This window comes from Type-E symbiont of Plautia stali (assembly GCF_059731115.1).
On record NZ_AP035906.1, the window covers coordinates 1,311,589 to 1,337,195 of the forward strand.

Annotated in this window: 25 protein-coding genes and 1 riboswitch; of the genes, 15 read left to right on the forward strand and 10 right to left on the reverse strand. The window is 55.8% G+C overall.

Annotation, left to right across the window (positions count from 1 at the left end; all coding sequences use genetic code 11):
* Positions 1-111 precede the first annotated feature (111 nt).
* On the reverse strand, positions 112-1,011 hold the full coding sequence (locus AC6I8L_RS05965) for a gluconeogenesis factor YvcK family protein (RefSeq protein ID WP_034821119.1): 900 nt from the start codon (positions 1,009-1,011) through the stop codon (positions 112-114).
* 194 nt (positions 1,012-1,205) lie between these two features.
* A riboswitch (molybdenum cofactor riboswitch) is annotated at positions 1,206-1,340 on the forward strand.
* Between AC6I8L_RS05965 and moaA the strand changes: the two genes are divergently transcribed.
* The 7 genes from moaA (at position 1,329) to AC6I8L_RS06000 (ending at position 5,971) form a co-directional block, all read left to right on the forward strand.
* Complete coding sequence (gene moaA / locus AC6I8L_RS05970) at positions 1,329-2,315, forward strand: GTP 3',8-cyclase MoaA (RefSeq protein ID WP_058961624.1); 987 nt, start codon at positions 1,329-1,331, stop codon at positions 2,313-2,315. (Overlaps the previous riboswitch by 12 nt.)
* A 17-nt stretch (positions 2,316-2,332) precedes the next feature.
* Positions 2,333-2,848 (forward strand): molybdenum cofactor biosynthesis protein B, encoded by a 516-nt coding sequence (gene moaB / locus AC6I8L_RS05975; RefSeq protein WP_034821116.1) that lies wholly within the window; start codon positions 2,333-2,335, stop codon positions 2,846-2,848.
* 2 nt (positions 2,849-2,850) lie between these two features.
* A complete protein-coding gene (moaC, locus tag AC6I8L_RS05980) occupies positions 2,851-3,336 on the forward strand; it encodes a cyclic pyranopterin monophosphate synthase MoaC (RefSeq protein WP_038648103.1) in 486 nt (161 codons plus the stop codon).
* Complete coding sequence (gene moaD, locus AC6I8L_RS05985; RefSeq protein ID WP_058961608.1) at positions 3,329-3,574, forward strand: molybdopterin synthase sulfur carrier subunit; 246 nt, start codon at positions 3,329-3,331, stop codon at positions 3,572-3,574. Before moaC ends, moaD begins: the two co-directional genes overlap by 8 nt.
* Before the next feature lie 2 nt (positions 3,575-3,576).
* Positions 3,577-4,029 (forward strand): molybdopterin synthase catalytic subunit MoaE, encoded by a 453-nt coding sequence (gene moaE / locus AC6I8L_RS05990; RefSeq protein WP_058961607.1) that lies wholly within the window; start codon positions 3,577-3,579, stop codon positions 4,027-4,029.
* Positions 4,030-4,111: 82 nt separating this feature from the next.
* Positions 4,112-5,206, forward strand: a complete 1,095-nt coding sequence (locus tag AC6I8L_RS05995) for a DUF1615 domain-containing protein (RefSeq protein ID WP_058961606.1) — start codon at positions 4,112-4,114, stop codon at positions 5,204-5,206.
* Between the two features lie 57 nt (positions 5,207-5,263).
* Positions 5,264-5,971, forward strand: coding sequence for a Bax inhibitor-1/YccA family protein (locus AC6I8L_RS06000; RefSeq protein ID WP_058961605.1), 708 nt, complete (start codon positions 5,264-5,266; stop codon positions 5,969-5,971).
* A gap of 173 nt (positions 5,972-6,144) precedes the next feature.
* Here the strand turns inward: AC6I8L_RS06000 and AC6I8L_RS06005 are convergent, their stop codons facing one another.
* The 3 genes from AC6I8L_RS06005 to AC6I8L_RS06015 are packed head-to-tail and all read right to left on the reverse strand — an operon-like array spanning position 6,145 to position 9,121.
* Positions 6,145-7,119: a lysylphosphatidylglycerol synthase domain-containing protein gene (locus AC6I8L_RS06005; protein ID WP_058961604.1), complete on the reverse strand. Its 975-nt coding sequence runs from the start codon at positions 7,117-7,119 to the stop codon at positions 6,145-6,147.
* The gene (clsB, locus tag AC6I8L_RS06010) at positions 7,119-8,363 is read right to left on the reverse strand and encodes a cardiolipin synthase ClsB (RefSeq protein ID WP_058961603.1); all 1,245 of its coding nucleotides are present in this window, start codon (positions 8,361-8,363) and stop codon (positions 7,119-7,121) included. The genes AC6I8L_RS06005 and clsB overlap by 1 nt, the downstream gene beginning before the upstream one ends.
* Positions 8,360-9,121, reverse strand: coding sequence for an endonuclease/exonuclease/phosphatase family protein (locus AC6I8L_RS06015; protein ID WP_058961602.1), 762 nt, complete (start codon positions 9,119-9,121; stop codon positions 8,360-8,362). The genes clsB and AC6I8L_RS06015 overlap by 4 nt, the downstream gene beginning before the upstream one ends.
* Positions 9,122-9,297: 176 nt before the next feature.
* Here AC6I8L_RS06015 and AC6I8L_RS06020 point away from each other — a divergent pair, with 176 nt between their 5' ends.
* The 3 genes from AC6I8L_RS06020 (at position 9,298) to dusC (ending at position 12,359) form a co-directional block, all read left to right on the forward strand.
* Complete coding sequence (locus AC6I8L_RS06020) at positions 9,298-9,690, forward strand: YbhQ family protein (protein ID WP_034821088.1); 393 nt, start codon at positions 9,298-9,300, stop codon at positions 9,688-9,690.
* Positions 9,691-9,991: 301 nt separating this feature from the next.
* Entirely contained in the window at positions 9,992-11,398 is a 1,407-nt protein-coding gene (rhlE, locus tag AC6I8L_RS06025) for an ATP-dependent RNA helicase RhlE (protein WP_034821085.1), read from the forward strand.
* Positions 11,399-11,402: 4 nt separating this feature from the next.
* Positions 11,403-12,359 (forward strand): tRNA dihydrouridine(16) synthase DusC, encoded by a 957-nt coding sequence (dusC, locus tag AC6I8L_RS06030; RefSeq protein WP_058961601.1) that lies wholly within the window; start codon positions 11,403-11,405, stop codon positions 12,357-12,359.
* A gap of 7 nt (positions 12,360-12,366) precedes the next feature.
* On the opposite strand, the gene AC6I8L_RS06035 is transcribed toward dusC, so the two are convergent.
* On the reverse strand, positions 12,367-13,545 hold the full coding sequence (locus tag AC6I8L_RS06035) for a glycosyltransferase family 4 protein (RefSeq protein ID WP_479398138.1): 1,179 nt from the start codon (positions 13,543-13,545) through the stop codon (positions 12,367-12,369).
* Between the two features lie 493 nt (positions 13,546-14,038).
* On the opposite strand from AC6I8L_RS06035, the gene AC6I8L_RS06040 reads away from it, so the two are divergent.
* The gene (locus tag AC6I8L_RS06040) at positions 14,039-15,244 is read left to right on the forward strand and encodes an MFS transporter (RefSeq protein WP_072226593.1); all 1,206 of its coding nucleotides are present in this window, start codon (positions 14,039-14,041) and stop codon (positions 15,242-15,244) included.
* Here AC6I8L_RS06040 and ppk2 read toward each other — a convergent pair.
* Together ppk2 and AC6I8L_RS06050 are read right to left on the reverse strand one after the other, a co-directional pair.
* A complete protein-coding gene (gene ppk2, locus AC6I8L_RS06045; RefSeq protein ID WP_058961599.1) occupies positions 15,241-16,161 on the reverse strand; it encodes a polyphosphate kinase 2 in 921 nt (306 codons plus the stop codon). The two genes, AC6I8L_RS06040 and ppk2, sit on opposite strands and share 4 nt — an antisense overlap.
* 12 nt (positions 16,162-16,173) lie before the next feature.
* Positions 16,174-17,790 (reverse strand): inorganic phosphate transporter, encoded by a 1,617-nt coding sequence (locus AC6I8L_RS06050; RefSeq protein WP_034821070.1) that lies wholly within the window; start codon positions 17,788-17,790, stop codon positions 16,174-16,176.
* Positions 17,791-17,955: 165 nt separating this feature from the next.
* Here AC6I8L_RS06050 and AC6I8L_RS06055 point away from each other — a divergent pair, with 165 nt between their 5' ends.
* Complete coding sequence (locus AC6I8L_RS06055; RefSeq protein WP_058961598.1) at positions 17,956-18,981, forward strand: transporter; 1,026 nt, start codon at positions 17,956-17,958, stop codon at positions 18,979-18,981.
* A 170-nt stretch (positions 18,982-19,151) separates the two neighbouring features.
* Here the strand turns inward: AC6I8L_RS06055 and AC6I8L_RS06060 are convergent, their stop codons facing one another.
* Together AC6I8L_RS06060 and AC6I8L_RS06065 are read right to left on the reverse strand one after the other, a co-directional pair.
* Positions 19,152-20,234 carry a L,D-transpeptidase family protein gene (locus AC6I8L_RS06060; RefSeq protein ID WP_058961597.1) on the reverse strand — a complete coding sequence of 361 codons (1,083 nt, stop codon included), beginning with the start codon at positions 20,232-20,234 and terminating at the stop codon, positions 19,152-19,154.
* A gap of 198 nt (positions 20,235-20,432) precedes the next feature.
* Positions 20,433-22,247: a glycoside hydrolase family 15 protein gene (locus AC6I8L_RS06065; RefSeq protein ID WP_058961596.1), complete on the reverse strand. Its 1,815-nt coding sequence runs from the start codon at positions 22,245-22,247 to the stop codon at positions 20,433-20,435.
* Positions 22,248-22,365: 118 nt separating this feature from the next.
* Between AC6I8L_RS06065 and AC6I8L_RS06070 the strand changes: the two genes are divergently transcribed.
* Positions 22,366-23,145, forward strand: coding sequence for an SDR family oxidoreductase (locus AC6I8L_RS06070; RefSeq protein WP_058961595.1), 780 nt, complete (start codon positions 22,366-22,368; stop codon positions 23,143-23,145).
* Here the strand turns inward: AC6I8L_RS06070 and AC6I8L_RS06075 are convergent.
* On the reverse strand, positions 23,142-23,717 hold the full coding sequence (locus AC6I8L_RS06075) for a DedA family protein (RefSeq protein ID WP_058961594.1): 576 nt from the start codon (positions 23,715-23,717) through the stop codon (positions 23,142-23,144). The genes AC6I8L_RS06070 and AC6I8L_RS06075 overlap by 4 nt on opposite strands.
* Before the next feature lie 168 nt (positions 23,718-23,885).
* Here AC6I8L_RS06075 and AC6I8L_RS06080 point away from each other — a divergent pair, with 168 nt between their 5' ends.
* Positions 23,886-24,473, forward strand: a complete 588-nt coding sequence (locus AC6I8L_RS06080) for a Yip1 family protein (RefSeq protein WP_058961593.1) — start codon at positions 23,886-23,888, stop codon at positions 24,471-24,473.
* Between the two features lie 190 nt (positions 24,474-24,663).
* The gene (gene pbpG, locus AC6I8L_RS06085) at positions 24,664-25,593 is read left to right on the forward strand and encodes a D-alanyl-D-alanine endopeptidase (protein WP_034821245.1); all 930 of its coding nucleotides are present in this window, start codon (positions 24,664-24,666) and stop codon (positions 25,591-25,593) included.
* Positions 25,594-25,607 lie beyond the last annotated feature (14 nt).

Below are 25,607 nucleotides of genomic sequence, written 5' to 3' on the forward strand. Positions count from 1 at the left end.
CTATGTGCCCGGTCTGATCTGCTACCTATGTGCCAGGTCGTGCCTGAATTGCGACCCTACTTAACATTCGCCCTCGTAAGGTGCGTATTTATGCGCACTGCCTGCGCGAGGTTAAACCGCCTGAATCGCATGTTCCAATGCAATCCGCAGCAGCTGGCGATCGTGGCGATACTTGATATCGGCGGCCTCCAGCGGTTCGCGTACAATCAGGCGATCTTCCACACCGCTGACGTCCGCTGACGGGCTGACCACCACGGCATCAATCACTCGCCTGCCGATGGCTTTTTCCATCATTGCCAGTTTATCCGCCACCGTCAGGCTGGCGGCCGGGCTTAACTCACGTCCAAGATTGCCAATAAACACCATGGTGGCGGGCGTACGGCGCAGCGCGCGTGCCATCTCCTCCATCAGCAGAATTGGCATCAGGCTGGTGTAAAAACTGCCTGGGCCAATCAGGATCAAATCCGCTTCCGCAATCGCATCCAGTGCTTCTTTAGTGGGAGTGACATTGGGATGCAGCATCAACTCTTGCGGCGGTAGCTTCATTTCATCAATTGCCGTTTCGCCATACACCATATTGCCTTCGCAATCCTGCGCCACCAGGTCTACCGGTTGCTCCGACATCGGAATCAAGAAGGCATCGACTTTGAGCAGATTGCGAATGATGTTGATGGCTTCCAGCGGCCGCACGCTAAGGTGATCGAGCGCTTTGAGCATCAGATTACCGAGGTTGTGACCGGCCAGTTCGCCGTTACCGGCAAAACGGTACTCAAACATTGCCGAGGCTACGCTCGGTTCCATGATTAACTGGTTCAGGCAATTACGCATATCTCCCCAGGCAATACCGCCTTCCGAACGACGAATGCGTCCGGTGGATCCGCCGTTATCGGTGGTGGTCACGATGCCGGTCAGGCGTGAGCCCAGCGGTGCCAGCGCCGACATCACACGACCCAGGCCGTGCCCGCCGCCCAGTGCTACCACGCGATCCAAATCTGCCAGGGTACGATTCATGCTGTTCCTTTTAACGGACAACTGCAGGTTGTCGTGCAGTTGAAGTGATGTGTATCAATATCTGTCGCGCATTTTACCGTATCCTGCGGCGATAATGCGGTGAAAAAACGTTATATATCAATATATATAGCGAAATTCACTGATGGATGCGAGGGAGAAATCGCGCTACCATTCGAATTAACCGTGTTGTCCATAATGACAACAGACTCCCAAGCCTTGCATGCCTAAGTCATAACGATATGGATGCCTGGCCGCAGCATCGCTGCCAGGGTGCAGAAAGAAATGACTGCATCTCCCGTATTTGGAAAGGTGTTCAGGTGCCACAATTTACAGATGCCTATGCGCGCAGCTTCTACTATCTGCGTCTGTCGGTCACGGATGTGTGTAACTTCCGTTGTACCTACTGTTTGCCAGACGGCTATAGACCGAACGGTAATCACAACAAAAGTTTCCTCTCGCTGGACGAGATTCGCCGCGTGACGCGTGCCTTTGCGGCTGCGGGCACGGAAAAAGTGCGCCTGACCGGCGGCGAACCCTCTATGCGCCGTGACTTCACCGATATCATCGCTGCGGTGCGCGAAAACGATGCCATACGCCAGATCGCCGTGACCACCAACGGCTATCGCCTGGCGCGTGATGTTCGTGCGTGGCGTGACGCGGGACTCACCAACATCAACGTCAGCGTCGATAGCCTTGATGCGCGCCAGTTTCACGCCATCACCGGCCAGGACAAATTCGCGGAAGTGATGGCCGGAATTGATGCCGCGTTTGACGCCGGGTTCGAGAAGGTCAAAGTCAACAGCGTGCTGATGCGCGATCTCAACAGCCACAGCCTGGCGACCTTCCTCGACTGGATCCGCATCCGTCCAATTCAGCTGCGCTTTATCGAACTGATGGAAACCGGCGAGGGCGGTGATCTGTTCCGTCGTCATCACATCTCGGGTGAGGTGATTCGCGATCAACTGATCATGCAGGGTTGGCAGCTTCAGCCGCGTGGACGCAGTGACGGTCCGGCGCAGGTGTTCCGCCATCCTGACTATCAGGGCGAAGTCGGTTTAATCATGCCCTACGAAAAAGATTTCTGCGCCAGCTGCAACCGTCTGCGCGTGTCGGCAATGGGCAATCTCCATCTGTGCCTGTTTGGCGACGGCGGTGTTTCGCTGCGCGATTTACTGGCATCGGACGATCAGCAGGATGAATTACAGGCGCGGATTGCCCACAGTCTCGGCCAGAAAAAGCAGACGCACTTCCTGCATCAGGGCAACACCGGCATCACACAAAACCTCTCTTTCATTGGCGGCTAAACACAGGAGTTACAGCCATGGGTAAACCTACCGGCGAGTTTGTCGCCTTGAATGTGGCGGTGATGACCGTCTCGGACAGCCGTGATGCCAGCAATGATAGCTCGGGCGACTACTTGCGTGAGGCACTGACAGAAGCCGGGCACCAGGTGGTGGATCGCGCGATCGTGCCTGATAACCGTTACCGCATTCGCGCCACGGTGTCGCGCTGGATTGCCAGTGATGATGTGCAGGTGGTGATCGTCAATGGCGGCACCGGATTTAACAGCAAAAACAGCACGCCGGAAGCGCTGCTGCCGCTGTTCGACCGTGAAATCGACGGCTTTGGCGAACTGTTCCGGATGATCTCATACGAAGAGATTGGCAGTTCCACGCTGCAATCACGTGCGGTCGCCGGGCTGGCGAATCAGACGCTGATTTTTGCCGTGCCGGGATCGACCAACGCCTGCCGCAGCGGCTGGGAACGCATCATTGAAGAACAGCTGGATGCACGCACGCGCCCTTGTAATTTTGTCTCTCATTTGAAGAAGTTGTAAGCATGTCATCATTAACTCATATCAATGCCGCCGGCGAAGCCCACATGGTGGATGTCTCCGGTAAAAACGAAACAGTGCGTGAAGCCCAGGCTGAAGCGCTGGTGCTGATGAGCGCGGAAACGCTGCAGATGATCATCGACGGCAGCCATCATAAAGGCGACGTGTTCGCCACGGCGCGCATTGCCGGGATCCAGGCAGCGAAACGCACCTGGGAGTTGATCCCGCTGTGCCATCCGCTGATGTTGAGCAAGGTGGAAGTGACGCTGGTGGCCGAGCCTGAGCACAACCGCGTGCGCGTCACCTCTCGTTGCCGTCTGACCGGAAAAACCGGCGTGGAAATGGAAGCGCTGACCGCCGCATCGGTGGCCGCGCTGACCATTTACGACATGTGCAAAGCGGTGCAGAAAGATATCGTGATCGATCAGTTGCGTTTGCTCAGCAAAAGCGGCGGCAAATCCGGCGATTTTCAGGCGGTGGCACATGATTAAGGTGCTGTTTTTTGCGCAGGTGCGCGAATTGACCGGCACCAGCGCGTTAGAGCTGAAACCGGAATATCAGGATGTAGCAACCTTGCGTGCAGCGCTGGCGGAGAGGAACGATCGCTGGGCGCTGGCGCTCGAATCCGGCAAATTGCTGGCAGCGGTCAACCAGACGCTGGTACCGATGAGCCACCCGCTGCGTGCGGGCGATGAAGTGGCGTTCTTCCCACCGGTCACCGGAGGATGAGCATGGCCACTCGTATTCGCGTTGGCGTTGAGCCTTTTGATGTCGGCGAGGAGTATCGCCAACTCGCCGCGCATGACAGCGATGGCGCGGTGGTCACCTTTACCGGCAAAGTGCGCAATCACAATCTCGGTGACAGCGTGGCCGCTTTAACCCTGGAACACTATCCGGGTATGACAGAAAAAGCGCTGGCGGAAATAGTCGAAGAGGCGCGTCAGCGCTGGGCGTTGCAGCAGGTGACGGTGATCCATCGCGTGGGCGAACTGTTCCCTGGTGATGAAATTGTGTTTGTGGGCGTCAGCAGCGCCCATCGCAGTAGCGCATTTGCTGCTACCGAGTTCATCATGGATTACCTGAAAACCCGTGCGCCGTTCTGGAAGCGTGAAGCCACCGAACAGGGCGATCGTTGGGTCGATGCGCGCGACAGCGACCATCAAGCCGCCGAACGCTGGAAGTAGCGCGTAAAACCGACCTGCTCTGATAGCCGTAGCGAGTTGAAAACGTTAAGGTACGGGTTTTGCTGGCCTGTCAGGGAACAAGATGAATACCACTAAAATGCTCAAAGGCGCGGCGCTGCTCACCGCGCTGGTACTGGCCGGATGTAGTACCAAAAAAGAACCGCAGGCCCCCGCGCGGCAACCTGCCGACGTCAAATCTCAGATTCAAAAGTTACTGCCGAGCGATGTCAGCCAAAAAAGCGCCTGGGCAGACGACATCTACACCGCGTTTCGCGTCCAGCAGATCGATCCCAGCGCCAGTAACGTCTGTGCGGTGATCGCGGTCACCGATCAGGAGTCCAATTTCAGTGCCGATGCGCCTGTGCCCGGTTTACCCAAAATCGCCTGGGGTGAAATTGACCGCCGCGCCGCCAAAGTGCACGTTCCCGCGTTCTTAGTGCGCACCGCCTTACTGATTAAATCGCCCACCGGGGAAAGCTACGCCGCGCGACTGGATAAGGTGCGCAGTGAGAAAGAGCTGAGCGCAATTTTCGATGATTTCATCGATATGGTGCCGATGGGGCAGAAGCTGTTTGGCAATCTCAATCCGATTCACACCGGCGGCCCGATGCAGGTCAGCATTGAATTTGCCGAAGCGCATGCCAAAGGTTATCCGTATTCGATTGATGGCTCGATTCGCCGTGAAGTCTTCACGCGTCGTGGCGGCATCTATTTCGGTACGCTGCATTTGCTCGGCTATCCGGCGGATTACAGCCAGATGCTGTACCGTTTTGCCGATTTCAATGCCGGATGGTACGCCAGTCGTAACGCCGCTTTCCAGGCAGCAGTGGCGCGTGCCAGCGGCATCAAACTGGCGCTGGATGGTGACTTAATTATGTACGGCAGCGAGCAAGCCGGTTCCACTGAATTAGCGGTGCGCACGTTGAGCAAGCAGCTGGATATGAGCAATCGGGAGATCCGTCGCGATCTGGAGAAGGGCGATACGGAAAGCTTCAGCAACAGCACGCTCTGGAAGCAGACGTTTATTCTGGCTGATAAAATGGCCGGTAAACGCCTGCCGCGCGAGATGCTGCCGGGCATTAAACTGGAGAGCCCGAAAATCACCCGCAATCTGACCACCGCCTGGTTTGCCCAGCGCGTAAATGGCCGATATCAGCAGTGCTTGACGCGCCGTTGACGCAATGCGGTGTAGACTCCACACTTAGAGCGTTTGTCTAACTTAAAGAGGTGCATCATGGACCGATATCCACGTAATGATTCAATCGTGCAGCAGGCGTCAACCGGGCTGCAGACTTATATGGCACAGGTTTATGGCTGGATGACCTGTGGTTTGCTGCTGACCGCTTTTGTTTCCTGGTTTGCGGCGCGCACACCTGCGGTGATGGAGCTGGTGTTTGCTAATCGCATCACCTTCTTCGGGCTGATTATTGTGCAGCTGGCGGTAGTGTTTGTGCTGTCGGGCATGGTGCATCGTCTGAGCAGTACCTTAGCCACCGGGCTGTTTATGCTCTATTCGGCGCTGACGGGCCTGACGCTGGCGAGTATTTTCCTCGTCTACACCTATTCATCTATTGCCAGCACCTTCTTCGTGACGGCAGGGATGTTCGGTGCCATGAGCTTCTACGGCTACACCACCAAACGCGACCTCAGCCGCTTTGGTAGCCTGCTGTTTATGGCATTGATTGGTATCGTACTGGCGTCACTGGTGAACTTCTGGCTGAAAAGCCCGGCGCTGATGTGGGCGATCACCTATATTGGTGTGGTGGTGTTTGTCGGTTTGACCGCTTATGACACTCAGAAGTTGAAATCGATTGGCGAGACCATCAACGTCAATGACAAAGAGAATATGCGTCGCTACTCGATCATGGGTGCGCTGACGCTGTATCTCGATTTCATCAACCTGTTCCTGATGCTGCTGCGTATTTTCGGCAACCGCCGTTAACTCTGCAGCACCGCTTCTGGCTGGTATCAATGCGCCCCCTACAACCTCAGAACAGGATGCTTGTAGGGGGCGCAATTGATTTTAGCCAGCGCACCAATATCGACCGTATCAATCTGCACAGAATTTTCGGGTGCGCCATTGATGGCGCCCACCAAGCGCGAGTGCTTTACTAGTTATCCCGCGTCTGATTTCGCCATCTTCTGTTCATTCTTCTGCCGCAGATGTTTTGCGCGACTCTCCAGCATCAGATACAACACCAGCGCCAGCAGCAGCGGCAAAATAAAGTACAGCACGCGATAGGCCAGCAGGGCGGCAATGATGGTGCCGTGCGAAACATGCTCGCCAGCCAGCAGCGCCAGAAATACCGCTTCAAGCACCCCGATGCCCGCCGGAATATGAATGATCACTCCAGCAATACTGCTGATCAGTAACACCCCCAGTACCTGCGGATAATCCACCTGACGCGCCAGCAGCAGCCAGATAATGGTGCCCATCACCAGCCAGTTCGCGCTGGAGACGGCAAACTGAATCAGCGCCATGCGCAGCGAGGGCAGCTGTAAATGTTGCCCCTTTATCGTCCAGCGACGTTTTTTCGCAAAGGCACAAGCCCACAAATAAATCGCGACCAGTACTAACAGCACGGCACCAATAATGCGCAAAGTGTTTTCGCCAATAAACCAACGCGGCGGGATCGGTACCATGCCGGCGACAAACACCACGCCCGCCAGCAGGAGATAGCCCAGCCAGTTGGTGGCAATACTCATGGAAAAGATGCGTGTGATGGTGCCACCGGGCAGGCCGAGGCGGGAATAGAGGCGATAACGCATCGCCACGCCGCCGACCCAGGTGCTGAGCGTCAGGTTAAAGGCGTAGCAGATAAACGACACCAGCATCACCTGACGCTTCGCCAGCTTGTGTCCACAGTAGGCGCGACCGATTAAGTCATACACGCCATAGGTGAGATAGCTGACCACCACCAGCGCCGCTGCGCCCAGCACCACATAGCGGTTGTAGCCGACGATCACCTGATACACGTCCTGCCAGTTCACTTTGCGCGCGTAGATCACCAGCAGTACGATCACCGCAATAAAGAACAGCCAGGTGAGGATTTTCTTGGTCCATTGCCAGCGAGAATGTTTTTTGCTCATCAGGGTTTCGCTCCTTCGTTGCCGGTTTCGACCCGATCCTGGGTTTCCATTTCTGGTTGCACCGGGGGATCAACCTGCGCCAGTAAAGGCGTATGCGCGGGCAACCAACCGGCAATGGCCGGGAAGTGACGCAGGAAATGGAACACAATCACACTTTTGGTGAGATGCCACCAGGTGCGCGGCGGCAATTTGTCATCCTGCACGCGCACACAATCGTGCTGAAGCAGGGTTTCCAGATTGTCGCGCAGCGTCTGATTGAAAGTGCGATCGTGCACGATGAGATTGGCTTCCAGATTGAGCGATAAACTCAGTGGGTCGAGATTGCTGGAGCCTACGGTGGCCCAGTGCTGATCCTGCACCGCAATTTTGCCGTGCAGCGGGCGGCGGCAATACTCATAGACTTCAACCCCGGCATCCACCAGATAGTTGTAGAGCATTTCGGCGCCCACTTTGACAATCGGCATATCCGGTTCACCCTGCACGATCAGCCGTACACGCACGCCACGCTGTGCGGCACTGCGCATTTCACGTAACAGGCGATAGCCAGGGAAGAAATAGGCATTAGCGATGATGACGTCCTGTTTGGCCTTGCGCAGCATATCGAGATAGTGCTGCTCAATGTCGTCGCGATGGTCGTCATTGTCGCGATAAACAAACAAAACCTGTGCCTCACCGGGCATCGCATTAACCGCCAGCCGCTGTGAACGTCCTCCCCACCAGCGTCGCGTGGTCTGCTTGCTACCGATGGCCTGCTGTACATAGCGAGCAATATCCAGCACCACCGGCCCCGTCACCTCGACCGCATAATCCTGCTTTGCCTCCGGGCCGTAATCGGTATTGTGCTCTGCAGAGAAGTTGATGCCGCCCACAAAGGCGAGGGCATCATCGACCACCACGATTTTACGATGCAGACGACGGAACACGTTGGTGCGCATGCCCAGCACCAGCGGACGCGGATCATAATAGAGAAAACGGACGCCGGCTTCAGTCAGCGTGTTCACAAAGGCGTCGGAGAGATCGTGTGAACCGTAGCCATCCACCATCACCTCGACTTTGACGCCACGCTGCGCCGCCGCCAGCAGATCGCCATGCAGCGCGTTGCCAACGTCATCCTCAAACAGAATAAACGTCTCCAGCAGCAGCGAACGCTCGGCACGCTGAATGGCTGCTGAAACGCAGGGGAAGAACTGCTCGCCGTTCTCCAGCAACCGCAACTGGTTGCCCTCACGCCAGCTGAAATTCATAGGAAAATCTCCACGGCCAGGGGAGCGTGATCGGAAAGGTGAGACCAGGGTTTGACCGGCAGCGCCCAGGGCTGGCTCACGGTGGCGTTACGGATATAGATACGATCCAGTCGCAGCAGCGGAAAACGTGCCGGGAAGGTGCGTGCCGGGCGACCATTTTTCATGCTAAACACTTCCTGCAACCCTGCGCTGCGCTTGAGGAAGCGGTTGGCGTGCACTTGCCAGTCGTTGAAATCTCCGGCCACCACCAGCGGCGCATCGTGCGGCAGGGCATTGATGCGATCGCTCATCATCTTCATCTGTGCCTGACGATGCTGCGCTTTGAGCCCTAAATGCACACAGATGACATGCAGCGGATCGGGGCGATCCGGCAGGCGAATCTGACAGTGCAACATGCCGCGCTTTTCGCTTCCCGCCACAGAAATATCGAGATTTTCATATTCAATAATGGGGAAACGTGACAATATCGCGTTCCCGTGATGTCCCTCGGGATAAACTGCGTTACGGCCATAGGCAAAATCATGCCACATGGTATCTGCCAGATACTCGTAATGAGAATTTTCCGGCCAGTTCTCAATGTGCAGCGAATGGATAGCGTGGGTGCCCATCACCTCTTGCAGGAAGACAATATCCGCCGACGTGGCGCGGACTGCGTCACGCAATTCCGGCAGGATAAAGCGACGGTTAAAGCTGGTGAACCCCTTGTGGGTATTGATCGTCAGGACTTTAAATGAAAATCCTTGCGTGTTTTGTGGCATACTTCGACGCGCTCCTTTTCATCATCAACAGCACAAAGTGTAGTCTTTGTCACAAATGGATGGTGAAGGGCGCAGAAAATTAGGGCGTTATCCGAAATTTGCTTTACATTGAGGAAATCCGTCTGGCCGCAGCCAGATACACTTGGGCGACCTGTTGGGTCTGCCAGGAGAAGAGAATGAAATGGTCTAATCGTGTTCAGATCGTTACCGGTCAAACCTGTTTGCATATTGCGATGCACCTGCTGGTGATCGCCGCGCTGGTTTGGGGCTGGAAACACAAGGCGCTGGTTGAAGTGAGCAGTACCCTGGTAGCAGCTTATGCAGTGGTGTTTATCGCCATGCTGGCTCTGCAGCGTAGTGCCCGTTTGCGTCGCATGGGTGACGCGCTGGAAGAAGTCACAACAACGTACTACTTCGGCGCGGCGATGCTGACGCTGTTCCTGATCTCCCGCTTCATCCACAACAACCTGCTGATCGGTTGCCTGGGCGTGGTGATGCTGGTGGGTCCGGCGCTGGTATCACTGCTGGCGAAAGAACCCGCGCATCGCGTGGAGAAAAAGCGCAGCTAAGCGAAAGCTCAGTCGCGAACCGAAAGGAGCCGCATGCGGCTCCTTTTTTGTTATGCGCAGCGCAATAACGGTCACAGAGAGCAACGGCGCGACTCGTGCCACAGCGGGAAGACTACCAACATCATGTTACAGCGCCGTGACTATTGTCAGTCGCGGTGGCAGCGGAAACCTGCTAAACTCCCGCCCTTACGCATGGTAGTTTGTGCCCTTTTCACACGTGAGCCCACCAGGCTTGCGTCATATACCCCCTGAAAACTACATCGCTGACGGCGAACAGGGCGGTTCGGAGTAATACACCTGCATGTCATTTGACTCTCTCGGCTTAAGTGCCGATATTTTGCGTGCGGTAGCGGAACAAGGCTACCAGGAACCGACGCCGATTCAGCGTCAGGCTATTCCCGTGGTGCTGGCGGGTCGTGACCTGCTGGCGAGCGCCCAAACCGGTACCGGTAAAACCGCCGGTTTCACGCTGCCACTGTTGCAGCGTCTTTCTGCCAATCCGAGCACGGCGCGTGGTCGCCGTCCGGTGCGTGCACTCATCCTCACCCCAACCCGTGAACTGGCGGCGCAGGTGGGCGAGAACGTTCGTGAATACAGTCAGTATCTTAATATCCGCTCACTGGTGGTCTTCGGTGGCGTGAGCATCAACCCGCAGATGATGAAACTGCGCGGGGGTGTGGATGTGCTGGTGGCGACGCCAGGCCGTCTGCTGGATCTGGCGCATCAAAATGCGGTCGATCTGTCACAGGTTGAGATTCTGGTGCTGGATGAAGCGGATCGCATGCTCGATATGGGCTTCATCCATGACATCCGCCGTGTACTGGCGCGTCTGCCAGCGAAACGGCAGAATCTGTTGTTCTCTGCCACTTTCTCGGATGAGATCAAAACCCTGGCGGAAAAACTGCTGACCAACCCGGAGCAGGTGGAAGTGGCGCGTCGTAACACCGCCTCTGAGCAAGTTTCACAGCAGGTACACTTCGTTGATAAGAAGCGTAAGCGGGAACTGCTGTCGCTGATGATTGGTCGCGATAACTGGCAGCAAGTGCTGGTGTTCACCCGTACTAAACACGGCGCCAACCATCTGGCTGAACAGTTGAACAAAGATGGCATCACCGCAGCGGCAATCCACGGCAACAAAAGCCAGGGCGCGCGTACCCGTGCGTTAGCTGACTTCAAATCCGGTGGCATTCGTGTGCTGGTGGCAACGGATATCGCCGCGCGTGGTCTGGATATCGAAGAATTACCACACGTGGTGAACTACGAGCTGCCAAACGTGGCGGAAGATTACGTCCACCGTATTGGTCGTACTGGTCGTGCTGCGGCAACCGGCGCTGCGCTGTCACTGGTGTGTGTCGATGAACACAAACTGCTGCGTGATATCGAACGCCTGCTGAAGCGTGAGATTCCGCGCATTGAGCTGGAAGGTTTCGAAGTGGACCCTAGCATCAAAGCGGAACCGATCCAGAATGGTCGCCAGCAGCAGGGTCGCGGCCAGGGCCGCGGTCAGGGTGGCCAGGGGCGTGGGCAGGGCGGTAACGTCTCTCGTCCGCACAGCGGCAACGGTCAGCGTCCACAGGGTGGCAATGGCGCACGTCCACAGGGCGAAGCGCGTCCTGCACGTCGTCAGGGCAGCAGTGCCGCTCAAAACGCGCCAGCCGCCAACAGCGGTCGTCGTCGTCCGGCAGCGAAAAAGAGCGGGAACATCTAACGCGATGAGGGTATTACTGGCGCCGATGGAGGGCGTGCTGGATTCTCTGGTACGCGAACTGCTCTCCGGGGTAAATGATTATGATCTGTGCGTTACTGAGTTTTTACGCGTGGTCGATCAGCTGCTGCCAGTAAAATCCTTCTACCGGTTGTGTCCCGAGCTGCACAACAGCAGCCGAACGGCTTCCGGTACGCGCGTGCGTATGCAGCTACTCGGGCAATATCCTGAGTGGCTGGCAGAAAACGCCGCGCGTGCAGTAGAACTCGGCTCCTGGGGCGTCGATCTCAACTGCGGCTGTCCATCAAAACTGGTGAACGGCAGCGGCGGCGGCGCCACTTTACTCAAAGATCCTGAGCTGATTTATCGCGGCGCGAAAGCAATGCGTGAAGCCGTGCCCGATCACCTTCCCGTCACGGTGAAAGTGCGTCTGGGATGGGATTCGGGTGAGCGCCGCTTTGAAATTGCCGACGCGGTGCAGCAGGCCGGTGCCAGCGAACTGGTGGTGCACGGTCGCACCAAAGAAGATGGCTACCGCGCTGAGAGCATCAACTGGCAGGCGATTGGTGAAATTCGCCAGCGTCTGTCGATTCCGGTGATCGCCAACGGTGAGATCTGGAGCTGGCAGGATGCGCAAGACTGTCTGCGCATCACCGGTTGCGATGCGGTAATGCTGGGGCGCGGTGCGCTCAACATCCCGAACCTCGGCCGTGTGGTGAAATACAACGAAGCGCCGATGCCGTGGCCGGATGTGGTCGAACTGCTGCTGAAGTACACGCAGCTGGAGAAGCAGGGCGATACCGGCATGTATCACGTCGCCCGCATCAAACAGTGGCTCGGTTATCTGCGTAAAGCCTATAACGAAGCCGATGGGCTGTTCAGTGAGATCCGCACTCTGCGCGTATCTGCTGAGATTGCCACGGCAATTGAACGCCACGCCCTTCAGTTAACCGCACCGGTTTAACCCTTCCTCATTTAAACGCCGTTGTGTAGTGCATCTGCTTGCTGGCTGAATAGAAGTGAGCAAGTTGCTCGCTGAATTTTCCCGGATCGTGCTGCTCAGCAATTCGCTTCAGTGATTGCGCAGAATATTGCGTGATCACGCCCGGATTACTCAAAATATCAATGATATGCCCCTTAAGCTGTTGCACAATTTGTCGGCGTATCAGCAGTTTGCTCTCCTGAGAATCCACCACTAACTCATATTCGTCATTGACCGGCTGCTGAATCAGCCACCCTGTACCGGGTGGATTGATCTCCGGCAAGGCGCGAATGTTGGTGGTGATCACCGGACAGCCACTGGCTTGCATCTCCAGCACCGAGAAGCCGTAAGTATCCTGCCAGCTGGGCAGCAATCCCACGTGCGAATGCTGCAGCAAGGTCAGCACCTGATTGTTGGGCAGGGTGGTGAAATGCTGAATGTGCGGCGAGATTTTGATGAGGTGTTCAATGCGCGCGTAGAACGCCTCATCATCCTGAAAATGTCGGTGGGCGATATTATGCCGTTGCGTGATGTCACCGATTAGCGTCACCTGAATCTGACCGCGACTGAACACATCCTCTTCAGTTAATTGGGAGATAGCCAGCACCACTTCCGCGCCGCCTTTGCGATAGAACTCATTGCCGATAAAGATGAAACGAATTTCTCCCGGCGAGATCAGACGCGGTTTGACGCACAGCAGCGGCTGCGGCGGATGCAGGACGTGGAGCTTGTGCCTGACAGCGGCTTTGATCGCGGGAAACGCGTCGAGCAGCTTCAGCTGGATGTCGAGCGTCGCTTGAGAAATGGCAATTAACGTCAGGCATTCCGATCTGGCGATTAATTGCAGTTGCGACTTGAGTTGAGGATTGTCGAACTTCGCCACTCCAGGCACCGGCAGTACGCGCGGGATTTCGGTTTCAAAAGTGGCGATCCAGTTCCTTTTGGTATCGGCCACTTCGTTGAAGAGGTGAATGACATCCGCATCATGTGGCAGCAAGCCGGGAAGCGGGAGAAAAATAAATTTTTTATTTTTATGTAAGATTCTTGCTCTTACGGCATTTAAATAGAAGTAGATATTCTTTTTGCGACAATCAATATATTTATTGTGTGGGTTGGTGATGATATTTCTTTTTTCAGGATATCCGCTTCCACTGGTGATTATCTTCATAATCTCTCCTGGTCGGTAGGGAACAGAATGAACAGAGGTTAGAGATGGAGTTAATCAGGTGCGAGGGTTCCACGTCATCATCTAGATTACGCACCGAAAGTAACGATCAAAGTTTGATTGAATAATCTGTAACCTAAAGGCAATCAGGGGCGGGATCTATGTCTTAATGTGAATGATTGCGCGCGCCTCTCTCTGCACTCATTCGACCTGAAGAGATTAACAGTTGGTTTTGCTGCTCTTTTAATGGAATGTTTTTGGTTAATCGTTTTCCGATTATTGTTTTTTTTCAGATTTGTCAGAACAATGCGTAAATGAAATTGAATTAAGTTTGATTATTAATGGAAAGTGAAATTACCGGGACGATATTTCAATAAAAGCGATAATAGAAATATACAGAATTAAGCCATGACACAGTTCCAGGTAAAGTCAGGTTCAAGCTCAACGCTAATTGCGCTATAGTAGCGTTTCACATTCATTTGTAATGCCATCACTTATGTCTGACGCCGCTGTACTGAGTCATGCTCAGTTAAATAAACGCATCATTTCCGTTATTGTCTTCACCTTCTTCTGCTATCTCTCAGTAGGGCTGCCGCTCGCGGTGCTGCCGGGATTTGTGCATAACCAGCTGGGTTTCAGCTCGTTCATCGCCGGGCTGATCATCAGCCTGCAGTACTTCGCCACGCTGCTCAGTCGTCCGCATTCGGGCCGCCTGGCCGATCGCTATGGCCCGAAACGCGTGGTGATGATGGGATTGGTGTGCTGCGGCATGAGCGGCGTGCTCTCTCTTCTCGCCGCGTTATTTACCGCAACACCCATGCTGAGTCTGGCGCTGTTAGCGCTGGGTAGGCTGTTTTTGGGCGTGGGAGAAAGCTTTAGCAGCACGGGTTCGACACTGTGGGGGATGAACCTTGTCGGACCGCTGCAGACGGCGCGTGTGATCTCCTGGAATGGCGTTGCCACCTACTTTGCGATGGCGATAGGCGCACCGCTCGGGGTGCTGCTCAATCAAATGTTCGGCCTCAGTGGGTTTGCCGGACTCGTGGCGTTGATGGGCGTGATCGGTTTCTGCATGGCGAGTCGTAAGGCGGCGGTCAGCGTCACAGCGGGCGTGCGTATTCCTTTTCATCGCGTGGTCAGCCGGGTCTGGCTGTTCGGGCTGGCACTGGGCTTCGGCACCATCGGCTTTGGCGTCATCTCGACGTTTATCACGCTCTATTTTGCCAGCCGCGACTGGAGCGGCGCCGCCTTTGCCCTGACTTTGTTCAGCCTGGGCTTTGTGCTGGTGCGACTCGCCGGCGGCCGCTATATCACCCGTTTTGGCGGGTTGAAAGTGTCGCTGGTGTCGTTTGTGCTGGAGTGTGCCGGTCTGCTGTTAATCTGGCAGGCCGACAGCAGCTGGCTGGTGGATATCGGCGCGTTCCTGACCGGCGGTGGTTTCTCGCTGGTGTTCCCGGCGCTGGGTGTGGAAGCCGTTAAACGCGTGCAGCAACAGGATCAGGGATCGGCGCTGGGGACGTATTCGGCGTTTCTCGATTTAGGGCTGGGATTGACGGGGCCGGTGGCGGGGTTGCTAATTGGTCATTGGGGGATGCAGTCAGTGTATCTGGCGGCGGCCCTGATGGTGCTGGGCGCATTTGCCATTACGTTGCGTCTGCAACAGCAGCACGGCCGCCAGGCAGCCGTGCAAACTGTTAATTAATACTTCTCTGGAACCACCATATTTTCAGGAACTGGCGCGCGGCGATAATCTTCATGACGTTCGCGCGTCGGTAACATAATGGTTTTGCTCTCACTCTCTTCGTAGGGCACCTGTTGCAGCAGATGGCTGATGCAGTTCAGGCGCGCACGTTTCTTATCCACACCTTGTACCACCCACCATGGCGCTTCAGGAATATGGGTGCGCTCCAGCATCTCTTCTTTGGCTTCGGTGTAATCTTCCCAGCGGCGACGACTTTCGAGATCCATCGGGCTCAATTTCCACTGTTTCAGCGGATCGTGGATGCGGCTCAGGAAGCGCAGCTCCTGCTCTTCATCGGTAATCGAGAACCAGTATTTGATGATCTGAATGCCGCTGCGGGTCAGCATTTTTTCGAATTCCGGCACGCTGCGGTAAAACTCTTCCACTTCGGCTTCGTTACAGAAGCCCATCACGCGCTCAACACCTGCGCGGTTGTACCAGCTGCGGTCAAACATCACAATTTCACCTGCTGCAGGCAAGTGAGCGATGTAGCGCTGGAAATACCACTGTGTTTTCTCACGATCGTTCGGTGCGGGCAGGGCGGCGACGCGACAGGTGCGCGGGTTTAAACGCTGGGTGATACGCTTGATCACCCCGCCTTTCCCGGCGGCATCACGGCCTTCAAACAAAATCACCACGCGATGTCCGGTACGCATCACCCAATCCTGTAACTTCACCAGCTCGCCCTGCAGATGCAGCAGCTCACGGAAGTAGCGGCGGCGAAAGGCCTTATCGCCTTCCTGCTGTGGCTCACCATTATCATTGAAGCGTAGATCGTCCAGCTCCATTTCCAGCTCTTCGTCGTAGCTGTCGTAAAACTCCTGCAGCAGACGCGTATTAAAGGTCTCGCTGTGGAAGCTATTGTCGTGTGTCGCCATGACTTTTCCCCGTTACAGATGAATAAACAGAGCGTAAAGCAGCCCTGAAAGTAAGACCGAGACCGGCAGCGTCAGTACCCACGCCAGCGCGAGGTTACGAATCGTTGAGAGCTGCAGACCAGATTTGTTGGCGGCCATTGAACCCGCTACGCCTGATGACAGCACGTGCGTAGTGGAAACCGGCAAGCCGAAGACATCCGCTGCGCCGATGGTCGCCATCGCCACCAGCTCCGCACTGGCACCCTGTGCGTAGGTCAGATGGGTTTTGCCGATGCGCTCACCGACGGTGACCACAATGCGACGCCAGCCCACCATGGTGCCAAGGCCAAGGGCAATCGCGACCACCACTTTCACCCACATCGGGATGAAGCGCGTGGCGGCATCCAGCTCTTTCTTCACCGCAGTGAGATTGCTGGCAATCTCTTCCGGCAGCGCGACTTTGGCCGATTGCAGATGTTTGATAGTTTCGGAGGCAAGATACATATCGTTACGGGTGTTGGTCACCGCCTGCGCCGGGATATTCTCCACCGCACCATAACGACGGATCTGGTCGCCGATATCGCCCAGCATCATGCCAAGGGCAGGGAGTACCTGAGGGCGGTTCTGGCTGGTGCGCACAAACTCGGTCAGTACTTCACGCGGTGCGGGCATTGCAGCCGGTGCCGGTTGCAGCGTTAGCAGCTGCTGTTCAGTGACCTGAGTTAACGCGGCCACGCGCGGGATTTGATCCGGCGGCAGCGAACGGTTCAGGGCGTAGGCAATCGGCATGGTGCCGACCAGAATCAGCATGATGAGGCCCATGCCTTTCTGACCGTCGTTTGAGCCGTGAGCGAAAGAGACGCCGGTACAGGTCAGGATCAGCAGGCCGCGAATCCATGCCGGTGGAGGCTGATTGCCCTTTGGTGCTTCATACAGCTGGCGGTTGCGGATAAAGGCCTTCATCGCCAGCAGCAGGAGCGCCGCACAGATAAAGCCGACAATCGGCGACAGCAGCAGGGCGTAACCCACTTTGATCGCCTGATCCCAATCCACACCGCTGGTACCACTACGACCGTGCAGCAGGGCATTCGCCACGCCCACGCCGATGATCGAACCGATCAGCGTATGCGAAGAGGAGGCTGGCAGGCCGAAATACCAGGTGCCAAGGTTCCAGATGATGGCCGAGAACAGCAGCGCATACACCATGGCGAAGCCGTTGCCGCTGCCTGCCTGCAGAATCAGCTCCACTGGCAGCAGCGAGATAATGCCAAACGCCACCACGCCGCTGGAGAGCAACACGCCGAGGAAGTTGCAGAAGCCAGACCACACCACGGCCACACCCGGCGACAGCGAATGGGTATAAATCACGGTGGCGACCGCATTGGCGGTATCGTGGAAGCCGTTAACAAACTCAAAGCCGAGCGCAATCACTAAAGCCACGCCCAGCAGCAGGAACGGCGTATAGCTGGTGACAGGCGCGCCGGTCTCCTCCACGTCATTAAACAGGTTGATGGCGGTGAACAGCAGGCCGCCGCACAGCAGGATCAGGAAGATGATGCGTGAGATTTTTCCGTTGCCCTGGTTAAGATTCGGGCGTCCGTTTTGGGACGATGATGTTGATGTAGATGCAGGTAAACTGTTTTCAGCCATAACACACCCCGGTGTGGATTGACGATGCTCGATTGGCATCCGTTACCCGCAGTGTGATACGTGGTTTGTATGACAGAATGATGATCGCGATCACGCTCTGTCATCTTGCTGTAACACGGCTGTCGCAGTCTGTGGATCTGACCGCTTCGGGATCCTCACGCTGCCATGCTCCAGCCTGTCTTGCCGCTTGCCTCATTGCCGGACTTCAATAATGAAGTGGCCGGTCTTATTCATGGCTATCTGTTCACGCCGGAAGCACCGCCACAGCGGCTCAACGCGCGTGAAGCTTCGCAGCTCGCGCAGCAAGATTTGCCGGAATCCTATTTTCTTTGGCTACACATCAACCTGAATCATGCCCGTGCCGAGCGCTGGGTTCAGGACCACTTTAATGTAGACGATGATTTTTTCGATGAGATCCATTCTGCTTCACCGCGCACACGTTTGGCCCATCAAAACGATGCGCTGCTGGCGGTGCTCAATGATGTGACGTTCAGCAAAGAAGAGCGCAGCACACAGAACGCGACGTTGTGGATTTGGTGCTGTGCGCACACCATTGTCACCGCGCGTTATCGCCCGGTGGGAATGATTGAACGCATGCATCAGCAAATTGATCGTCTCCCGTTCGCCGAGCCGGATGCGATGCTGTTGTGGTTGCTGGGTGAGCAGGAAGCGCAATTGGAGCAAGTGGTGCGTCGCTCCAGTCAGGCGGTGGATGCCATTGAAGAGCGTTTGCTCAGTGCAGCGATTAAAACCAACCGCAGTGAGTTGGGCCATTTACGCCGTATGCTACTGCGTGTGCAGCGTTTGCTGGCACCGGAACCCGCCGCGCTATTTCGTTTGTTAAATCGGCCACCAAAGTGGCTTAAGCGCGAACCGCTCAGTGAATTGCGCATCTTTACGGAAGAGTTCAGCGTGGCATTGAATGACCTGGCGGGACTGATGGAACGCATTCGCTTGTTGCAGGAAGAGATTGCCGCGAGTTTGATGGAGCAGAGTAACCGCACGCTGTTTTTACTGACGGTGATCACCGTGCTGGCGCTGCCGATTAACATCATTGCCGGCTTTTTCGGTATGAACGTGGGCGGGATTCCGCTGGCAAATAATCCGCACGGCTTCTTACTGTTGGTGATTGTGGTGCTGGTGTTTACCCTGGTGGCGGGCTGGCTGGCGCTGAGACGGCGGCGGGAATGATGCCCAGGCATCCAGGCGCGCATCAAGGGACTACCGGGCACACAGGTAATAGATCAGAACGACCACATAAGTCACCATTTTGTGGTCAGTCGATTCGGGTAATACGTTTTTGTGCTCATAAAAAAACCAGCCGCAATGGGCTGGCTTTTTACTGGATGGCGAGTCAGCGATTACAGGCTGTTGCCGGTCGCTGGTGCAGGCTGAGCAGCCGGAGCCACATCACTCTGCGGTGCAACGCCGCTGGCACCTTGCGGAGTCATCGGCTCTTCTTTCGGCGTGGCGTCAGAAGATTCCTGTACCGGCACCGGCGCAGGCATCACTTCACCCTGCGGGCCATTGATCTTAACTGGCATACCGTTACGCGCCTGGATAGCGTTGTTCACTGCATCCTGGTTAGTGCTGCCATCGGCAATCACTTTGGTCACAGCAGCGGTCAGTGTAATCGGCACCACTTCACGTGAGTTGAACTGCTCTTCGGTAGTAGAGAGTGGGTTGTGCACTTCTACATAGCGAGAACCATCTGGCTCAACGGTGGCTTTCACCGGCTGATCGATAAACTGTACGCGAGTACCAACCGGCACGTTGTCGAACAGCCATTTGATGTCGTCAGCACGCAGACGCACACAGCCGTGGCTCACGCGTAAACCGATACCGAAGTTGGCGTTAGTACCGTGAACTGCGTACAGGCGGCCGATATACAGCGCATACAGGCCCATCGGGTTATCCGGACCTGCCGGGAATACCGCTGGAATGCTTTCGCCACGTGATGCGTATTCTGCGTGCATCGCTTTGGTCGGCGTCCAGGTTGGACCGGCTTTTTTACGCTGAACCGTCGTAGTCCAGTTCACTGGCGTGTCTTTGCCCAGTTCGCCGATACCGATTGGCAGCACAACCACGGTCTTGGTGCCTTTCGGATAATAGTAAAGACGCATTTCCGCGCTGTTGATCACGATGCCTTCACGCGGGGCGTCAGGCAGGATCAACTGCTGAGGGATCACCATTTTGGTGCCCGCTTTTGGCAGATAAACATCAACGCCCGGATTGGCTTCCAGCATGTTGCTGAGGCCCATCTGGTACTGAGCAGCGAAGGCTTCCAGCGGAAGTCGGCTGTCATCAGGCACGGTGATTTCAAGGTTTTCGCCGATCAAACGGCTGTTAGCCGCTGGCAGCGGATACACTACTGCGAATGCCGACTGGCTGAACGCCGCCAGTACTAAAGCAAGTGAAGCGAACGCGCGAATGCTCTTTTTCATGTTTTTCAAGTCGTTATAGCCGTGTTTCAGGCTTGTCAGTGTGTCGAATCCATCTTGGTCTCAATGACCCGGTGCGCATTATATGTGCATAGGCGCAGTGATGGGAATCAGGATTTTCAAAGGCTGATGATACTTTACTTAATTAGTGGGCATTTCCCGACCCATCTCGTTGCCGTACCGCCCAAAATGTGAATTTTCTTAAGGCTGCCACAGCGTCACTTCATTACTCAATTTACGATTGAGGAAAAAAGCGGCACTGATTAACGCCAGATGCGACAGCGCCTGCGGCATATTCCCCAGCGCTTCGCCATGCGTAGTAAATTCCTCGGCGTACAATCCTAGGGGATTGGCATAGCTCAGCAGCTTTTCAAACTCAAAATGCGCCTCATGCACGCGCCCGGCCCGCGCCAGACACTCCACATACCAGAAGGAACAGGCGGCAAAGGAACCTTCACCCCCGGTTAAGGCATCGGCAGGCGTTTCGCTAATGTTATAGCGGCGCACTAAACCGTCGCTCACCAGGTGGGTTTTAATCGCGTCAAGGGTGGCGATCCAGTCAGGATCGGTGGAGCTGACAAAGCGCACCAGCGGCATCAACAGCATGGATGCGTCCAGGAACTTGCCGCCGCGTGTGGCAGTGAAATGGCCCAGTTCCGGGTTCCAGAAGTTTTGCCAGATGTCGTCGCGAATTTCACTGCGCACACGATCCCAGCGCTCATAGGGCATCGGCAATGAACGCTTCAGACCGAGACGCAGGGCGCGATCCAACGCCACCCAGCACATCAGGCGCGAATGCAGAAAGTGCTCCGGCTCACCGCGCATCTCCCAGATACCGGCATCGGGCTGGTTCCAGTTGCCGCAGACATAATCAATCATGTCGGACACATGCCGCCAGCCACGTTGTGAAATGGCTTCACCGTATTTATTGGCAAGGTAAATGGCATCCATCAGTTCGCCGTAAATATCCAGCTGGGTCTGCCGCCACGCATCATTGCCGATGCGCACCGGGCGCGAGTTGGCATAGCCGGAAAGATTGAGCAACTCGGTTTCATGCAGTTCGGTGCCGCTGTCCAGGCGATACATCACCTGCAGGTGCGGCGTGTCGTCATGGCTGTGCTCGACGCAACGCCCCACCCAGTGGGTGAAGTCTCGCGCTTCTTCCACATAGCCCAGCCGCATCAGCGCATACATGCTGAAGGAGGCATCCCGAATCCACGAGGCGCGATAATCCCAATTGCGCTCGCCGCCTAACTCTTCCGGCAAACCAAAGGTTGCTGCAGCCGCAATCGAACCGTGCTGTTTCGAGGTAAGTAGTTTGAGTGCCAGTGCGGATCGCGTCACCATTTCCTGCCAGCGTCCGCGATACGTACTGTGGCTGCTCCAGCGCCGCCAGTAGGCCAGTGTGTCGCTGAAGCACTGTTCAGTGGCAATCTCCGCCACGAAGGGATCGTCATCGCTGCCAAATACAAACTCAGCAGATTCCCCGGCTTTGAGGGTAAATTCGGCAACTGCACTGTGGTTTTCACGGGTCATCACCACCGTAGCACTCAGCCGTAACGCGGGCTGGCCTTCAGCAAGAAAGGCCACGCCACCGGGGCGCAGTTCGGTATGGGTTTCAGCACGGGCATAATCATGGCGCGGGGCGCACAGCAAATTGAAGGTGGCCGAGCCGCGCACCATTTTGACCCGACGTACCAGTCGCGGCACTTTATTGGGCTGGTCGCAGATCGGCATGTAATCGGTGATCTCCGCCACGCCCGCATCGCCCAACCAGCGCGTCTGTAAAATATTGGTGTCCGGCAGATAGAGCTGCTGCTGGCGCGCATTTTTCCAGTCGGGTGCCAGTGAGAACAGACCGGCATCATCGCCATCCAGCAACGCAGCAAACACGGATGGGCTGTCTAACTCGGGCCAGCAGAGATAATCAATGGTGCCCTCATTGGCGATCAATGCACAGGTCCGTAAATCCCCAATCACGCCGTGATCATCAATTCTGCGTTTAATTTTGCTCATCCTGCCTCCTTGACTGCATCTGATTGTTAACTATAGACGAAAGGGTTTTTTCGGCTGATCCGAGGCACAGATCGATAACTTCTATACTGTGAGGACACCCATCACGCAGGAGAATGTTATGGCACTGGGCAAACAGAAAGTGGCCGTGGTTACCGCATCCGATTCCGGCATTGGCCGCAGCTGTGCCGTCATGCTGGCCGAAGCGGGCTACACGTTAGGGATCACCTGGCGCTCAGATGAGGCGGGGGCGCAGGAAACAGCGCGACTGGTCGAAAGCAAAGGGCAAACCGCACAGGTGCGGCAGCTGGATCTCTCCGACCCGCAAGAAGGGGGCAAGCAACTGGCGCAGCTCATCAATTCACTGGGTCGCATTGACGTATTGGTCAACAATGCGGGCGTGATGATGAAAGCCGATTTTCTCGACGTCACCTTTGAAGATTGGCGGAAAACGTTCAGCGTCGATGTGGATGGTTCATTTATCTGCGGACAGATCGCCGCCCGCCATATGGTCGATCAGGGCGATGGCGGGCGCATCATTAACATCACTTCAGTGCATGAACACACTCCATTGCCGGATGCCACCGCTTACACCGCGGCGAAACATGCGCTCGGCGGTCTGACCAAATCGATGGCGCTGAGTTTGTTGCCCCATCACATTCTGGTGAATGCGGTTGCACCGGGCGCGATTGCTACTGCGATGAACCATCTGACTGACGATCAGGCGCGCAGCACACGTATGCCGGAAATTCCGATTGGACGGCCCGGCGATACGCGTGAAGTGGCAAGTTTAGTCGCGTGGTTGTGTTCGGAATGGGCGACCTATACCACCGGACAATCGTTTATTGTTGACGGTGGCTTTATGTTGGCCAACCCACAGTTTAAAGGTTGTCACCACTAATCCGCCCGGCGGCGGTTCCAGCGGCGAATCACGTAACGCAGCGCGATGCCGAACACAATCGCCGCCACCAGCCACAGCAAATGTTTAAGATGCTGGTCGAGTTTATGCAGCCACGGAGTAATGATCTCCCCGGCGAAGTAACCCAGGGTGACAAAGATCAGCGACCAGAGCGCGGCGCCTATCACGTTGAGCACAAAGAAGCGCAGCGGTTTTAACCGGCTGGTACCGATAATGATCGGGCCAATAATGCGGAAGCCGTACATAAAGCGCACGCCAATCACAAACAGACTCGGGCGCTTCTGAATCAGGCGATTGGCTTTACGAATGGTATCTTCATATTTACGGAAACGGCGTAGAATGCGCGTACCGTAGCGACGGCCCAGCCAGAACAGCAGCTGATCGCCGATAATTCCTCCCACCATCGCGGCCAGCACCACGCCGGTGAAGTGCAGCAGGCCTTCATGCGCCGCCACGCCGCCCAGCAGGGTAAAAGTTTCCCCTTCCGCGATACAGCCAATCAGCAACGCCAGATAGCCGTACTGCGTAATTAATCCATTGATATCGAGATGCAAATTTTCCTCCCTGTCGCGAGTGATTCAGGTAACAGTTTATACGCCAGCGGCTTTTTTTGTGCCGCTGTCCGCAAAAACAGCCGCGCCGATTATACTTGAAGGGAAGCTGCCTGAGTGAGACAGCCTGATCGCTGAAGTGGCAGCCCGTCGCATCAGAGGAGTGATTTTATGAATCATGTCTGGGGTCTTCTGGCGCATCCTAACCAGGAAATGCGCGATATCAAGCAAGAAAACGAGAGCGTTTCGCACCACTACACCCACCATGTTTTGATGATGGCAGCGATCCCGGTGATCTGTGCCTTTATCGGTACCACACAACTGGGCTGGAATCTGGGCGAAGGGCAGTTCGTGCAACTCAACCTGCTGACCGGCATCGGTCTCGGCATTCTTTTCTATCTGATTATCTTAGGCGGCGTGGCGGTGATGGGCCGCGTCATTCATTGGATGGCGCGCGATTATCCGCAGCGTCCCAGCGTTCAGCGCTGTACCGTGTTTGCTGGCTATGTCGCTACCCCGTTGTTTATTAGTGGGCTGGTGGCTCTTTATCCGCTGGTGTGGCTGTGTGTGTTGGTCGGCGCGGTGGCGTTACTCTATACCGGCTATCTGCTGTACATCGGCATTCCGGTGTTCCTCAATATTGATCGTGAAGAGAGCATGCGCTTCTCAGGATCGACACTGGCGATTGGTGTGCTGGTGTTTGAAGTGCTGCTGGCACTGACCGTGGTGTTGTGGGGTTACGGACCACGATTGTTCTAACCTGCAACGACACCGTGAACGGGGGGCCATTAGGTCTCCCGTTTTTTTAACGCTCAGAAACAATCTACCTAAGAAATTTCGCAGATAAGCGCGTATTATGCTGCTGCCAGCCCGCATCCCGTCTGGTTTGATGCGCGCGGCCTGTGTCTTAAACACGGCGCAAAACTCCCTACCGGATTTTTTTGACACGATGTCTGTAAAAATGCGTATTTCCTTGCTGTCGCTGGCGCTGTTTGTCGCCGCACCGGCAGCTGTCACTCCGGCACTGGCCGCGCCTGCTGCGCTGTCTAATCTGGCGCCGATTGCCCAACCGCAAATCGCCTCCGGCAGTGCCATGATTGTCGATCTTGAAACCAATAAAGTGCTGTTCTCCAGCCATCCGGATCGTGTGCGGCCTATCGCGTCACTCACCAAGCTGATGACTGCAATGGTGGTGCTGGATGCGAAACTGCCGATGGACGAGATGCTGTCGGTGGATATCAGCCACACGCCAGAGATGCGCGGTGTGTTCTCGCGCGTCAAATTGAACAGTGAAATCAGCCGCCGCAATATGCTGCTGCTGGCGCTGATGTCATCGGAAAACCGTGCTGCCGCCAGCCTGGCGCATCACTATCCAGGTGGCTATGACGCCTTTATCCGCGCGATGAATGCCAAAGCGCGTGCGCTGGGCATGACGCATACCCACTATGTTGAACCGACAGGTTTGTCGATTCACAACGTCTCCAATGCGGAAGACTTGATCAAGCTGGCAAAAGCCACGCGTCAATATCCGTTGATTGGTGAACTGAGCACCACCAAAGAGGATACGGCGGTGTTTAAGCATCCGAACTATGCGCTGCCGTTCCGTAACACCAATCACCTGGTGTACAAAAACGACTGGCGTATCGCATTGACTAAAACCGGTTATACCGATGAAGCTGGCCACTGCCTGGTGATGCGCACGGTGATCAATAACCGTCCGGTGGCGCTGGTGGTGCTGGATGCGTTTGGCAAGTACACCCACTTTGCCGATGCCAACCGTCTGCGCGACTGGCTGGAAACCGGCAAAGCGGCGCCGGTTCCGGCAGCGGCGCTGGCCTACAAGAAGCAGAAATCGTCGCAAACGGCCAGCAACGAGTAATCACGACGTCTGTT